Source organism: Halomonas sp. NO4, assembly GCF_010994375.1.
Classification (GTDB): Bacteria; Pseudomonadota; Gammaproteobacteria; order Pseudomonadales; family Halomonadaceae; genus Halomonas.
The window spans coordinates 1-12,986 of sequence record NZ_WHMA01000055.1 but is presented as its reverse complement, the minus strand read 5'-3'; the positions used below and the strand labels follow the sequence as shown (position 1 = coordinate 12,986).

Genomic DNA, 12,986 nt, shown 5'->3' with positions numbered 1-12,986 from the left:
CTGAGAAGTGGGAAGCCTCGCCCGTGGCGCGTCAGCGCTTAGGGCGGGGAGCAGTCACCTGCGGGGACGCTGGTTGTCCGGGTCATACAGCGGCCGATAGCCCACCGCCTCCACACGCACTGGATAGTGCTCGCCGAAGTACTCCATGAGCAGTCGGTTGCCCTCGCGGGCCTGCGCGGCCGGCAGGTAGCCCAGGGCGATGATCGCGCCCACGGAGGGCCCGTAGGCGATGCTGGTCACGTAAGAACGGCGCCCCTCGCTGTCCACCAGCACCTCGCCGCTCTCGGGGTCGAGGATCGGTGAGTGGCCCACCGGGAAGCGTGGCGTGCCGGCTGCGTCGCGATTCTCTTCCATGACCAGGGTGCACAGGTAGGCGGGCTGCTGGTCGCATTCGCGCTGGGCCAGGTAGGCGGCCTTGCCGTGGAACTCCGCCGCCTTCACCTTGGGCCGGGCGAGCCCCGCCTCGTAGAGGTTGTACTCGGTGAGCAGGTCGACGTTCTGCAGGCGCAGGCTCTTTTCCAGGCGGCGGCTGTTGGCGTAGGTCTCGATGCCTACCGGCGTCACGCCCTGTTCGAAGAGCCGGTCCCACAGGGTGAGGCCGTAGCTGAAGGGGGTGTAGAGCTCCCAGCCCTGTTCGCCCACGTAGGAGATGCGGAAGGCCCACACCGGCAGGCCGCGCACGCGGATCTCGCGCGCCGTGGCAAAGGGAAACCGGTCGCTGTCCAGCCCGTCGGGGTCGTCGGCGACGGTCTGCAGCGTGCGACGGGCGTTGGGACCCCATAGCCCCAGGGTGGCGAGGCTGTCGGTGCGGTCCTCGATGTACAGGTGCGCAAGCCCCCGGGACTCGGCCATGCGCCGCATCCACACGAGGTCACGATGCCCGGTATCGCCGCCGCAGATCACGCGGAACGCCTCGGCGGCGAGGCGCACGATGGTGAGATCCGAATGCACGCCGCCCCAGGCGTCGAGGAAGTGGGTGTAGACGCCCTTGCCGATTGGGGTGTCGCCGCCCACCTTGGCCACCGACAGATATTCCAGCAGCGCCTCGGCGTCGGGGCCGGTGACGTCGTAGATGGCGAAGTGGGAGAGGTTGATCATGCCCACGTCGTCGGAGAGTGCCAGGTGCTCGGCGTTGGAGACGCGCCAGAAGTGGCGGCCGTCCCACTCGTCGGGGCGCTCGGGCACCCGCGCGGCGAAGCGCTCGAGCAGCGCTTCGTTGGCGGCGTAGCCGTGGGCGCGCTCCCAGCCGGCGGCCTCCATGAAGTGACCGCCCAGTTCCTTCTCACGCGGCCAGAAGGGGCTGCGCCGCAGGTTGCGGCCGCTCTCGAAGGGCTCTCGGGGGTGCACCGGCGGGTCGTAGATCTTGAAGGCGATCTCGCGGCAACGGCCGTATACGTAGTCCGGCGTCTTCTGTACGGGGTAGAAGCGGGCGATGTCGATCCCGTGGGGGTCGAGTTCTGGCTTGCCCTTGGTGAGCCAGTCCGCGAGCACCTTGCCCATCCCCGGGCCGTCCTTGACCCATACTGCCTCGCAGAACCACAGCCCGCGGGTCTCCGGCGACTCGCCGACCAGGGAGCCGCCGTCGTTGGTGACGGAGAGCAGGCCGTTGAAGGAGTGCTTCTCGTCCCAGCCCAGCTCGCCGAGCACCGGGGTGAGCTCGATGGCGCGCTCGAAGGCGTGCATGACCTGGTCCAGCTCCAGGTCGCGCATGGAGGGCGACAGTCGCGCCTGTTGGCGTTCGAGGATGTCGCGAGGGTGGACGAGGCGGGGGTTGCGGGCCTCGTAGTAGCCCCACTCGAGCTGGCCCCCCTCGGTGGTGGCGGGGTCGCCGGTGTCGCGCAGGTAGGCGGAGTTACCCTGGTCGCGCAGCAGCGGGTAGCCGATCTCGCGGCCAGTGCCGGCGAAGGTGTCGAAGGGCCCGAAGAACAGCAGGGGGTGCTCCACCGGCATCAGCGGCAGGGCGGCGCCGCCCATGGCGGCGGGCAGCGGCCCCCAGATACCCGAGGTGACGATCACTAGCGAGGTGGCGATATAGCCCTTGGCGGTCTGAACGCCGCACACGCGGCCATCGCGCACGTCGATGCCCAGCGCCGGGGTATCGGCGAAGGCCTGGAGGTGGCCCGCCGCCTGGGCCTGTTCGATCAGCTCGCCGGCCACCTGCTGCGAGCGCGGCACCACCAGGCCGGCATCCGGGTCCCACATCGCCCCCTGGATCAGCTCGCGCTCGAGCAGCGGAAAGCGCTCAACCGCCTCGTCGGCATCGATCATCCGGGCATGGGTACCGAATGCCTTTCCCGAGGCCACCTTGCGCTTGAGCTCCGCCAGACGGGCGTCGTCACCCACACGGGCGACCTCCAGGCCGCCGACCTTCTGGTAGTGGCCCAGGCGCTCGTAGAAGCGCTGGCTGTAGGTGGTGGTGTAGCACGACATCTTGTCGTGGGCGGTCATGAAGCAGAAGTCGGAGGCGTGGGAGGTGGAGCCGATGTCCGAGGGGATGGCGGACTTGTCGAGCCCTACCAGGTCCGTCCAGTCCTGCTCGATCAGATGGTGGGCGACCGAGGCGCCGACGATGCCCCCCTGGCCGATGATCACTGCGCGTGCCTGCTTGGGTAGTGTCGCCATGGCTGCTCTCCTGGTGTGCCCGCCGCCGCTCCCGTCACTGACTGCTTCTCCTCAACCTAATGCACCCTGCCTCGGGTTGCTGTCCGCTGACGACTCGCACTTGTGTGGCGACGACAGCGGCAGGGCGGGGGAGGGGGACGGTGTCGCTGCGACCAAAATCGCCGTCGTCACTGGCGCCACGACGGGGTCGTCACGGCACTAGCTTCAGGACAAGGGTAGCCCGTCGGGGCGAGCCCGGTTCACTCGCTTTGGATCCGCCGCCGGTGCGGTCCACCAGCAGGGCAAGGAGCAGCGAACATGTCCCAGGCCATCGAGAGCATTCCCCAAGACGTCGCGGCACCGGAGATTCTGCTCTATCCGCGGATTCGCAAGTCGCCGTTCTTCTACGCCTCGCGCCGTCACGGGGTACGCAAGTACAGCGTCTACAACCACCACTACCATCCCCGCCTCTACACCGACCCGGTGGACGAGTACTGGGCGCTGGTGCAGGGCGTCACCCTCTGGGACGTGGGGGTAGAGCGCCAGATCGAGATCAGTGGGCCGGATGCCTTCGCCTTCACCCAGCAACTGGTGCCGCGCGACATGCGCCACTGCCAGCCGGGGCAGTGCAAGTACGTCTTCGTCACCGCCCCCGACGGCGGCATCATCAACGACCCGGTGCTGCTGCGCATCGAGGAGAATCGCTTCTGGCTGTCGCTGGCCGACAGCGACGTGCTGCTGTGGTGCCAGGGGCTCGCCTACCGCTCGGGCCTGGATGTCACCATCCGCGAGGTGGACGTGGCGCCGGTGCAGGTTCAGGGGCCCAAGGCCAAGGCGGTAATGGTCGACCTGTTCGGCGAGCGCGTGCTGGAGATGCCCTACTACCACCTCATGGAGGCCGAGCTCGACGGTATGTCGGTGGTGATCTCGCGGACCGGCTACTCCGGGGAGATCGGGTACGAGATCTACCTGCGCGAGGCCAGCCGCTGCGGCGAGGCGCTGTGGCAGCGCGTCTTCGAGGCCGGTCGGCCCCACGGCATGCAGGTGATCGGCCCCTGCCATATCCGCCGCATCGAGGGCGGCATCCTCGCCTTCGGCTGCGACATCTGGTACGACACCAACCCCTTCGAAGTGGGCATGGGCTACGACTGGATGGTCGACCTGCGCGGCGACGACGACTTCATCGGTCGCGCCGCCCTGGAGCGCATCAAGGCCGAAGGGGTGTCGCGCAAGCTGGTGGGCGTGGAGATCGACGGGCCCAACATCGGCTACTTCACCGACGGCGCGATGATCGACGTCTTCCCCGTGCTTGACGCGGCCGGTGAACGCATCGGCCAGGTGACCTCCGCCACCCACTCGCCGCGCCAGGGGCGCAACATTGGCTACGCCATGGTGCCGATCGAGCACGCCGAACTCGACACGCCGCTGCGCATCGAGGCCAACACGGGGCTGCAGGAGGCGCGAGTGGTGCCCAAGCCGTTCCACGACCCGAGCAAGGCGATCCCCAAGGGCTGAACCATGTCGGACGCTCAGCAGACAGCGCCGCCGCAAATCCGCGGCGGCGAGGCTACCCCTGTGGCAGTGCCCCGCTTCGAGCTGCTGCCCTTCGCCGGCATGGAGGCGGCCGCCGCGAGCCTGCCGCGGGGTGCCGTGGTCACGGTCACCTGCTCGCCGCGCCACGGCCTGGAGCGCACCCTGGCCGCGGCAGAATGGCTGCAGGCGGCGGGTTATCGCGCCGTGCCGCACCTGGCCGCGCGGCAGGTGCGCGACCAGCGTCACCTGGAGGGGGTGGCCACGCGCCTGGCGGCGGCGGGCATCGAGGATACCTTTGTGGTGGGCGGCGATGCCCCGCAACCCGAGGGCGACTACCCGGGCGGCCTGGAACTGCTCGAGGCGCTGGCGGCCCTGCCCTTGCGCCCGGCGCGGCTGGGCATTCCCGCCTATCCCGAGGGGCATCCGCACTTCGAGGCGGCGACGCTGCAGCGCATCCTCGACGCCAAGGCACAGCATGCCGACTACGTGGTCACCCAGCTCTGCTTCGAGGCGGCACCGCTGGTGAGCTGGCTCGAGGCGCAGCGTTGCGGTGGCCTGCGGTTGCCGGTCTATGCCGGCGTGCCCGGCGTGATCGCCCGCACCCAGCTCATGGCCATGGCCGTGCGCTTGGGGATCGGCCCCTCGACGCGTGCCCTGAAACGCGGCCGGGGGTGGCTCGGGCGCCTGCTACGTCCTGCCCGGTACCGTCCCGATGCGCTGCTTCAGGCATTGCGGCCGGTTCTGGATGGCGGCCCGGGCTTTGCCGGGCTTCACTTCTACACCTTCAACCGGGTGGCGGCGACCCGGGAGTGGCTGGATCGCTGGCAACCGGCCGTCTCCCCGCCGTGCCGGGATGCCGATGCCGCGCCGCAGCCGGAGGGTGCCGCCAGCGCCGAGCCGCTGGGATGAGCGGGTATCCGCCGCGCCCCCGTCGCCAGCTGGCGACGGGGCGACAAACTCTGTGCAAGTCGCCGTCCTTCTCTGTCGGCGACGCCGGCCGGCGTGTAGGCTTGCCCGCAGGGTGGCGCCGGATGCGCCGCCCTGCGTCTCAGCAGCCCCCGAGCCCCGTATCGCCGCAACCATCGTTCGGCAGGGACGCCTCGTGCGTCCGACAGGAGGTGACACATGAACAAGTCAATCGTGGTGGGTACCACCCTGGCCGTGCTGGGGCTGGGCGGAATGGCGATGGGCGCCTGGCAAGTCCAGCAGGCCAGCGCGCCGGTATATGCCGAGATCGTCGGTGTCGAGCCCCTCACGCGCACCGTGGAAACCCCGCGGGAGGTGTGCGAGGACGTGGTGGTGAGCCAGGCTCCGCACCAGCCGGCCGCGCCCAGCCGCGACCCGCACCGCGTCGTCGGCACCGCGGCGGGAGCCATTGTCGGCGGGCTGCTCGGCAATCAGATCGGTGGCGGCAGTGGCAAGCAGATCGCGACCATCGCCGGTGCCGTGGGCGGTGGACTGGCCGGCCGCGAAATCCAGGGCCGGGTGGAGGCCAACCAGCGGGCCCAGGCGGCCCAGCCCCAGACCATTACCCGGCGCGAGTGCCGCACGGTGGTGGATACCCATCAGGAGACCGAGGGTTACGAAGTGACCTGGCGCCATGGCGAGACCACTCGCACCAGCCAGCTGGACTTTGCGCCGCAGGGCGAGCGCGTCCGCCTCGAGGAGGGCGAGCCGCGCTGGGACGCGGTGCTCACCGAGGAGAGCTGAGCCGCCGCCCGGCCCGTTTTGCGCTCAATCACGATGCCCGGCCAGTTCAGTGGCCGGGCGTCGTCGTGTCCGGCGGGCGCTCATACCTGACGAAGGTACCAGTCATACTCCAGCCGGCTCACCGCCTGCATCGCCGCTTCGCGCTCGGCACGACGATTGGCGAGAAAGACGGACACGAACTCCCGGCCCAGTGCCTCGTTGAGTACCGCATCGCCTTCCAGCAGGTCGAGAGCCTGCTGCCAACTGTTGGTCAGGCTGGGAGCCACCTGGGCGTAGGCGTTGCCGGTGATGGGCGGTGGCGGGGTGAGGGCGTGGTCCAGGCCGTGCTCGATGCCAGCCAACAGGGTGGCCAGCAGCAGGTAGGGGTTGGCGTCGGCGCCCGCCACGCGGTGTTCGATGCGTCGCGCCGCGTGGGGACCGGCCGGGATGCGCAGTGCCACCGAGCGGTTGTCGTAGCCCCAGGTGGGCGCCATGGGCACGTAGAATCCCGGCTGGAAGCGACGAAAGGAGTTGAGGTTGGGCGCACAGAAGGCCATGGCGGCAGGCATCGTCACCAGTAGCCCGGCGATCGCCTGGTGCAGCCGTGGCGTGCCGAGCGGTTCACCGTCGGCGGCGGCAAAGACGTTGTCGCCGGCCGCGTCGAGCAGGCTGATGTGCACGTGGGTGCCGTTGCCCGCCTCCTGGCCGTAGGGCTTGGCCATGAAGGTGGCTTCGAAACCGTGAGCCAGGGCCACGCCCTTGATCAGCCGCTTGAGCAGCACCGCGCTGTCGCAGGCGGCCAGGGCATCGGCGCAGTGCAGCAGGTTGATCTCGAACTGTCCCGGGGCGCACTCCTTGAGGGCCGTGTCCAGGGGGAGGCCCTGGGTGGCCGCAGCCTGCTGGATCGCCTCGAGGAAATCGGCGTACTCGTCGAGCTCGCCGATCGAGAAGAGCTGGCTCTGCGCGGCCCGCTCGCCGCTGCCCGGCGATAGCGGCGGCTGGGCCATGCCCAGGGCGTCGCGGGCGCGGTCCACCAGGGAGAATTCCATCTCCACCGCCACTACCGGCGTCAGCCCCGCCTGCCGGAAGCGGGCGAGCACCCGCGACAGCACCTGACGGGGATCGGCGAAGAAGGGGCCACCGTCGGCCTCGCACATGGTCATCAGCAGCTGGGCCTGACGACCGCCGCGCAGCCAGGGACAGGGGGCCAGGCTGCCGGCGACCGGCTGGCAGAGGCGGTCGCCGTCCCCGCTGGAGAGCCCCAGGCCGGTGGCCTCGATGGTGTTGCCGTTGATGTCCAGGGCGAAGACCGAGGCGGGAAGATGAACGCCCTGGGCATACGCCTTGGCGAGGTTGCTCCACGGCAGACGCTTGCCGCGCATCACCCCGTTGAGATCGCTGATCAGCAGGTCGACGCTGTCGATCTCCGGGTGCTGCTCGAGAAAGGCCTGGGCCTCGGCGGCGGGGCGAGACGACATGATGTCACCTGTGTCAGGGTGGCTGTAACGGCCATCTTTCAATGGCCGAAAAATGTTGTCAAATCCTTTACGGGTTGGTGGTGATCGACAACGGTGCAGTGTCGGAAATGCCCGCTAATGATTCGATGGTTCACGGCAGGTAGGGCGCTTCTTCGAAGAGTTTGGCAAGCGCCATGTGCAGCGGTATGTTGAGTAAAGCATAACAGCGCGACTTGCCTTGCCGCGATGACGCCCCTGCCCGCGGCTTCGCCGCTGCCCGCCGTGACTGCCAGGTCACCGTCAGCACGGGATGCCCGGGGCGGCGCCCTCATGAGCGAGGCGCTGCAGGCCCCATCCGTGCACAATACCACCGAACACGCACTACCCACCCTAGACAGAGGAGACTCCCGCATGAGTGCTCAGCGCCGACCCGAGAGCCGTGCCGACTGGCAGGCACTCGCCGACTCCCTGACTCTCGAGTGCCGTGCCTTCATCGACGGCGACTTCGGGGCCGCGGCGAGCGGCGATACCTTCGCCACGCGCAACCCCGCCACCGGCGAGATCCTGGCGCAGGTGGCGAGCTGCGATGCGCCGGATGCCGAGCGTGCCGTCGCTGCTGCCCAGGCCGCTTTCGAGAGCGGCGTCTGGTCGCGTCTCGCCCCTGGCAAGCGCAAGAAGGCCCTGCTCAAGCTGGCCGACCTGATGGAGGCGCACAAGCACGAGCTGGCGCTGCTCGACACCCTCGACATGGGCAAGCCGGTGACCAGCGCCCAGGGCGACACCGCCGGGGCGATTGCCTGTTTGCGCTACAACGCCGAGTCCATCGACAAGGTCTACGGCGAGGTGGCGCCCACCGGCGAGGAGTCGCTGGCGCTGGTGCTGCGCGAGCCGCTCGGCGTGGTCGCCTCCATCGTGCCCTGGAACTTCCCGCTGATGATGACCGCCTGGAAGATCGCCCCGGCGCTGGCCGCGGGCAACAGCGTCATCTTGAAACCCTCTGAGAAGTCGCCGCTTTCGGCGCTGCGCCTCGCCCAGCTGGCCCGGGAGGCGGGGTTGCCGCGCGGCGTCTTCCAGGTGTTGCCGGGTTTCGGCCACACCGTGGGCAAGGCGCTGGCGCTTTCCATGGCGGTGGACTGTCTCTCCTTCACCGGTTCTACCGCCACCGGCAAGCAGCTGATGCAGTACGCCGGCCAATCCAACCTCAAGCGGGTCTACCTGGAGTGCGGCGGCAAGAGCCCCAACCTGATCTTCGCCGACTGCAAGGACCTTGATCGGGTAGCCCGGCATGCCGCCGCGGCGATCTTTCACAACCAGGGCGAGGTGTGCATCGCCGGTTCGCGACTGCTGGTGGAGAATCCCATCCGCGACGCCTTCGTCGACAAGGTGCTGGCCGCCGCCGAGCGCATGCAGCCCGGCGACCCCCTCGACCCCGAGAGCTTCATGGGCGCTATCGTCGACGAGGCGCAGCACCGGCGGATTCTCGACTACATCCGCCGGGGCGTGGAGGAGGGCGCTCGGCTGCGCACCGGCGGCGAGGCGCTAGAAGGGCGCGGGCTCTTCATCCCGCCCACGGTGTTCGACGGCGTGACGCCACAGATGGCCATCGGCCGAGAGGAGATCTTCGGCCCGGTGCTCGCGGTGTTCGGTTTCGACAGCGAGGAGGAGGCCATCGCCATGGCCAACGACAGCGACTACGGCCTCGCCGCCGGTCTGTGGAGCCAGGACATCGATCGCATCATGCGCGTGACTCGCCGACTCCATTCGGGCCAGGTGTTCGTCAACAACTGGGCCGGCGGTGACCAGACGGTGCCCTTCGGCGGCGTCAAGCAGTCGGGCAACGGCCGCGACAAGTCGATGCACTCGCTGCAGGAATACTCCGAACTCAAGACGGTGTGGATGGCGTTGGCGCCTTGAGGCATTGGCATTGTCCCAGGAGCCTCCCGTGGCGTCGGCGGGCTTTCGCCGCTGTTGGCGCGAGGCGCCTCGCTCCCTGGCCGGTGAAGAAGGGCCTGCTACACTCCGTGACAAGGGAGTAACACGACTCGCTCGCGGATGGAGCCTCCGATGCCGGTTGCCAGTGATGCTCTGGCAACGGGCGCAGTGCTATTGGCGAAGAGGAGGGTTCCACCATGTCCCGCCAAGACTGGCGTCTCGAAGGAGACTGGATCAAGAATTGTAACTGCGCTTTCGGTTGCCCCTGTGACTTCCAGGCCCCGCCGACCCAGGGGGAGTGTCTGGGCTTTCTGGGTATGCGGATCAACTCGGGCCACTTCGGTGAGACACGCCTCGATGGACTGAGTTTTTTCGTCGTGGTGAGCTTTCCGGGGCCGCTGCACGAGGGCGACGGTGATGCGCAGCCGCTGATCGATGACAAGGCCACCCCGGAGCAGCGTGAAGCACTGCTCGAGATTCTCTCCGGGGCCCATTCCGACGAAGGCACGCTGTTCCATATCTTCAGCCTGATCGTGGCGCGGCTGCACGATCCCATCTTTGCGCCCATCGACGTCGAGTTCGACATGGCGGCACGAACGGCCAGCATCGAGATGCCCGGTGCCTTGAGCTCCCAGGTGGTGCCGATCCGCAATCCCGTCACCGACGAGCCGCACCGCATCCGGATCGTCATGCCGGAAGGCTTCGAGCACCAGGAGGGCGAGGTAGCCGCGGCGGACATCGACAGCCGTGGAGAGCTGGCTTTTACCACCCAAGGCACCCACAGCACCCTGGCTAAGGTGGTCCAGACCCCGCAGGGGGTCGCCGCCTAGGAGGCGACGGTCATGCCGGCTTCCTCGCTGGAGCGGCTGTTGCGCCGCGACCGGTGCTGGACGATCGGCGGCCTGGGCACCATCATCGCCCTGGGCTGGGGGTATCTGGTTGCCGACGCGGTGCTGATGGCACGGGGTAAGAGCCTGCTGATGCCCATGGCGGGGGGCGTGTGGACGCCGCACGAAGCGGCACTGGTGCTGCTGATGTGGGCGGTGATGATGGCGGCGATGATGCTGCCCGGAGCCGCCCCCATGCTCCTGCTGCATGCCACCCTGACCCGGCGGCGCTGGGCCCGCGGCGAACCCGTCGTGGCGACGGGCTTCTTTGCGGCCGGCTATGTGGCAATCTGGTCGTTTTTCAGCTTGGCGGCGATGCTGCTGCAGTTTGCCTTCCAGCAGGCGTTCCTGCTGTCACCCATGCTGGCCCTCACCAGTCAGGGCGTGGCAGGCCTGGTGCTGATCGGCGCCGGCCTTTACCAGTGGTCGCCGCTCAAGAATACCTGCCTGCGTCACTGCCGCTCGCCACTGGACTTCATGCTGACCCAGTGGCGTGAGGGGCAATGGGGCGCCTTCACGATGGGGCTGCGCCATGGCGCCTACTGTGTCGGCTGCTGCTGGATGCTGATGCTGCTGCTGTTCGTCGGCGGTGTCATGAATCTGGCTTGGATTGCCGGGCTGGCCCTCTGGGTGCTGATCGAGAAGTTGGCCCCCGCCGGCCACTGGCTGGGGCATGGCCTGGGCGGTGTGCTGATCGCCTGGGGCGGGGTGACCCTATGGGGGGCGGTGGGGTGAACCCGCTCTCTCCTTGAGCGGGCGCCGGTCCTTCGGGGCAGGCCGTCGTGATCAGAAACTCTCCCACTCCGGCTCTTGCTGTGCTCGAGCGGGCACTCTGGCGGCCGGGGCCGCCATCGCCTGCGGCACCGCGTCGGCCGAGGCCATATCGGCCAGGGCGCGGTTCACAGCGGTGCTGCTGGCCGGCAGCTGAAAGGCCGACATGGCGGCCATCAGCTGCTGGGCATGTTGGCGCAGGTTGCCGGCGGCGGTGGCGCTCTCCTGCACTAGGCCGGCGTTTTGCTGGGTAACCTGGTCCATCTGGGTGACCGCGGTGCCCGCTTCCTGGACCCCGGCGCGCTGTTCGGCGCTGGCCTCGCTGATTTCTTGCATGATCTGGCTGACCCGGCCGATGGCGGCGACGATCTCTTCGGTGGCCTGGCTCGCCTCGGCGGCGCGCTCGTTGCCGTGCTGGACCCGCTCCCCGTTACGCTGGATAAGGTCGGTGATCTCGCTGGCGGCGTCGGCGCTGTTCTGGGCCAGCTTGCGCACTTCGGCGGCCACCACGGCGAAGCCGCGGCCGTGCTCGCCGGCGCGAGCGGCTTCTACCGAGGCGTTGAGCGCCAGGATGTTGGTCTGGAAGGCGATGTCGTCGATGGTGGAGATGATGCTGGCGATCTCGCTGGAGCTCGCGTCCAGCTCGCGCATGGTCTCGGTTACCTGGTGCACGGCCCGGCCGCCGCGGGTGGCGGTGCTCGCCGCCCCTTCGGCCTCGTGGCTGGCCTGTTCGGCGTTGCGGGAGTTCTGGGTCACGGTCCCGTTGAGCTCCTCCATGGCCGAGGCGGTCTGCGACAGGGCGCTGGCCTGCTGTTCGGTGCGCGAGGCCAGGTCGCTGTTGCCCTCGGCGATCTGCTCGCTGTTGCTGGCCACCGATTCGGCGGCAGCGCGGACCTGGGCAACGATGCCCTGCAGCTGGCGGGCCATGGCTACTTGGGCGGCCATGATGCTGTGGCGGTCGCCCTGGCGCAGCTGCCCCGTGGTGGTCAGCTCGCCGCGACCGATGGCCTCGGCAAAGGCCTTCACTTCATGGGGCTCGGCGCCCAGCTCGCGCAGCAGTTGGCGTGACAGGAAGTAGGCGATCAGGCCGCCGATGATCAGGGCAGCGAGGCACAGCCCGAGCATCAGTATCTGGAAGCCGGAAGCGGTGTCGCGGGCGCTGGCGGTATCCGCCGCAGTTTCCGCTTCCTGGTAATCGATGAAGGCGTTGATGTCGTCGAGCCACTGGAAGAAGGCCGGGCCGGCGGCGCTCAGCAGCGTGTTGCGTGCCTCGGCCAGGTCGCCGCCCTCGCGGTGCTCGATGATTGCCTCAGCCAAGGCGTTGGTGCGTTCGGCCTGGGCGTCAATGGTGGCGAGCAGGCGGTTCTCTTCCTGATTGGCGCCGTGGTTAGTGATTATCCGCTGCATGCCCTGGCTGGCGCTCTGGTAGTTGTCGGCCAGCGCCCGATAGTCGGCCTGCAAGCGTTCCAGCTCTTCCGGCTGTGCAACCAGCGTCATGTCGCGCAGCAGGATGGCGCGGTCGTGTACGCTGCCACGCCAGTCGATGGCATGGCGGAGCTTGACGCCGTTGACGTCGTTGATGGTGGTCAAGTCGCGGTCAATGCGGTTGACCTGGTCGATACCGACAACGGTCAAGATCACGATCAGAGCGAGCACGGCAGAGAAGCCGCTGACCAGTCGTGTACGGATGCCGGTTTGGGAAAGTCTGGCCGAGAGTGTCTTCATGGTTGGTGTCCTTTTGTCGTTAGGGGTCATCCTGCCAGGCATAAGCATGACGCTGAGGACACCGTATAGATTGTACATTATCTGTACAATTCAATATTATGAATTCGAGTATTCGATATTTTCGACGAAGCCTCTGTTGGCCCCGGGGTCGCGGGTTACGCCTGTGTTCCCAAGGGATTGGCTGAAGTGGCAGCGCGTAGACACAGCACCAGCCTGCCCTGATGGGGTATTTACCCTAGGCACTTTGTGTTGGTTCTGTACAACAAACGATGGAGGTATTGGTATGCTCGGCTGGTTCTAGCGCGATCCTGTCAAGCGTCTGCAAAAAGCCTACCTGATTACGCATAAGGCTCAGCCAGCTTCAGGAGCCGATACGGCATCGGTGGTGTTC

At 68.0% G+C, this 12,986-nt stretch carries 9 protein-coding genes; 6 read left to right on the top strand and 3 right to left on the bottom strand.

Annotation, left to right across the window (positions count from 1 at the left end; all coding sequences use genetic code 11):
* Positions 1 to 54 precede the first annotated feature (54 nt).
* Entirely contained in the window at positions 55 to 2,622 is a 2,568-nt protein-coding gene (locus tag FEF15_RS18415; protein ID WP_163560799.1) for an FAD-dependent oxidoreductase, read from the bottom strand.
* A gap of 297 nt (positions 2,623 to 2,919) precedes the next feature.
* Here FEF15_RS18415 and FEF15_RS18410 point away from each other — a divergent pair, with 297 nt between their 5' ends.
* The 3 genes from FEF15_RS18410 (at position 2,920) to FEF15_RS18400 (ending at position 5,844) form a co-directional block, all read left to right on the top strand.
* Positions 2,920 to 4,116 (top strand): glycine cleavage T C-terminal barrel domain-containing protein, encoded by a 1,197-nt coding sequence (locus FEF15_RS18410; protein WP_163560797.1) that lies wholly within the window; start codon positions 2,920 to 2,922, stop codon positions 4,114 to 4,116.
* Positions 4,117 to 4,119: 3 nt separating this feature from the next.
* Positions 4,120 to 5,043: a methylenetetrahydrofolate reductase gene (locus tag FEF15_RS18405; RefSeq protein WP_163560795.1), complete on the top strand. Its 924-nt coding sequence runs from the start codon at positions 4,120 to 4,122 to the stop codon at positions 5,041 to 5,043.
* A gap of 216 nt (positions 5,044 to 5,259) precedes the next feature.
* The gene (locus tag FEF15_RS18400; protein WP_163560793.1) at positions 5,260 to 5,844 is read left to right on the top strand and encodes a glycine zipper 2TM domain-containing protein; all 585 of its coding nucleotides are present in this window, start codon (positions 5,260 to 5,262) and stop codon (positions 5,842 to 5,844) included.
* Positions 5,845 to 5,924: 80 nt separating this feature from the next.
* Here FEF15_RS18400 and FEF15_RS18395 read toward each other — a convergent pair whose 3' ends face one another.
* A complete protein-coding gene (locus FEF15_RS18395) occupies positions 5,925 to 7,301 on the bottom strand; it encodes a glutamine synthetase family protein (protein ID WP_163560791.1) in 1,377 nt (458 codons plus the stop codon).
* A gap of 390 nt (positions 7,302 to 7,691) precedes the next feature.
* Between FEF15_RS18395 and FEF15_RS18390 the strand changes: the two genes are divergently transcribed.
* The 3 genes from FEF15_RS18390 to FEF15_RS18380 all read left to right on the top strand — a co-directional run bounded on the left by FEF15_RS18390 (position 7,692) and on the right by FEF15_RS18380 (position 10,834).
* Positions 7,692 to 9,194 (top strand): aldehyde dehydrogenase, encoded by a 1,503-nt coding sequence (locus tag FEF15_RS18390; RefSeq protein WP_163560790.1) that lies wholly within the window; start codon positions 7,692 to 7,694, stop codon positions 9,192 to 9,194.
* 215 nt (positions 9,195 to 9,409) lie between these two features.
* Positions 9,410 to 10,042: a DUF1326 domain-containing protein gene (locus FEF15_RS18385; RefSeq protein ID WP_163560788.1), complete on the top strand. Its 633-nt coding sequence runs from the start codon at positions 9,410 to 9,412 to the stop codon at positions 10,040 to 10,042.
* 12 nt (positions 10,043 to 10,054) lie between these two features.
* Positions 10,055 to 10,834 carry a DUF2182 domain-containing protein gene (locus FEF15_RS18380; protein WP_163560787.1) on the top strand — a complete coding sequence of 260 codons (780 nt, stop codon included), beginning with the start codon at positions 10,055 to 10,057 and terminating at the stop codon, positions 10,832 to 10,834.
* 51 nt (positions 10,835 to 10,885) lie between these two features.
* On the opposite strand, the gene FEF15_RS18375 is transcribed toward FEF15_RS18380, so the two are convergent.
* A complete protein-coding gene (locus FEF15_RS18375) occupies positions 10,886 to 12,595 on the bottom strand; it encodes a methyl-accepting chemotaxis protein (protein WP_163560785.1) in 1,710 nt (569 codons plus the stop codon).
* Positions 12,596 to 12,986 lie beyond the last annotated feature (391 nt).

Bases quoted from the DNA above. Each gene is read 5' to 3' on its own strand.
- FEF15_RS18415 (WP_163560799.1), bottom strand. From the start codon at position 2,622: ATGGCGACACTACCCAAGCAGGCACGCGCAGTGATCATCGGCCAGGGG.
- FEF15_RS18410 (WP_163560797.1), top strand. From the start codon at position 2,920: ATGTCCCAGGCCATCGAGAGCATTCCCCAAGACGTCGCGGCACCGGAG.
- FEF15_RS18405 (WP_163560795.1), top strand. From the start codon at position 4,120: ATGTCGGACGCTCAGCAGACAGCGCCGCCGCAAATCCGCGGCGGCGAG.
- FEF15_RS18400 (WP_163560793.1), top strand. From the start codon at position 5,260: ATGAACAAGTCAATCGTGGTGGGTACCACCCTGGCCGTGCTGGGGCTG.
- FEF15_RS18395 (WP_163560791.1), bottom strand. From the start codon at position 7,301: ATGTCGTCTCGCCCCGCCGCCGAGGCCCAGGCCTTTCTCGAGCAGCAC.
- FEF15_RS18390 (WP_163560790.1), top strand. From the start codon at position 7,692: ATGAGTGCTCAGCGCCGACCCGAGAGCCGTGCCGACTGGCAGGCACTC.
- FEF15_RS18385 (WP_163560788.1), top strand. From the start codon at position 9,410: ATGTCCCGCCAAGACTGGCGTCTCGAAGGAGACTGGATCAAGAATTGT.
- FEF15_RS18380 (WP_163560787.1), top strand. From the start codon at position 10,055: ATGCCGGCTTCCTCGCTGGAGCGGCTGTTGCGCCGCGACCGGTGCTGG.
- FEF15_RS18375 (WP_163560785.1), bottom strand. From the start codon at position 12,595: ATGAAGACACTCTCGGCCAGACTTTCCCAAACCGGCATCCGTACACGA.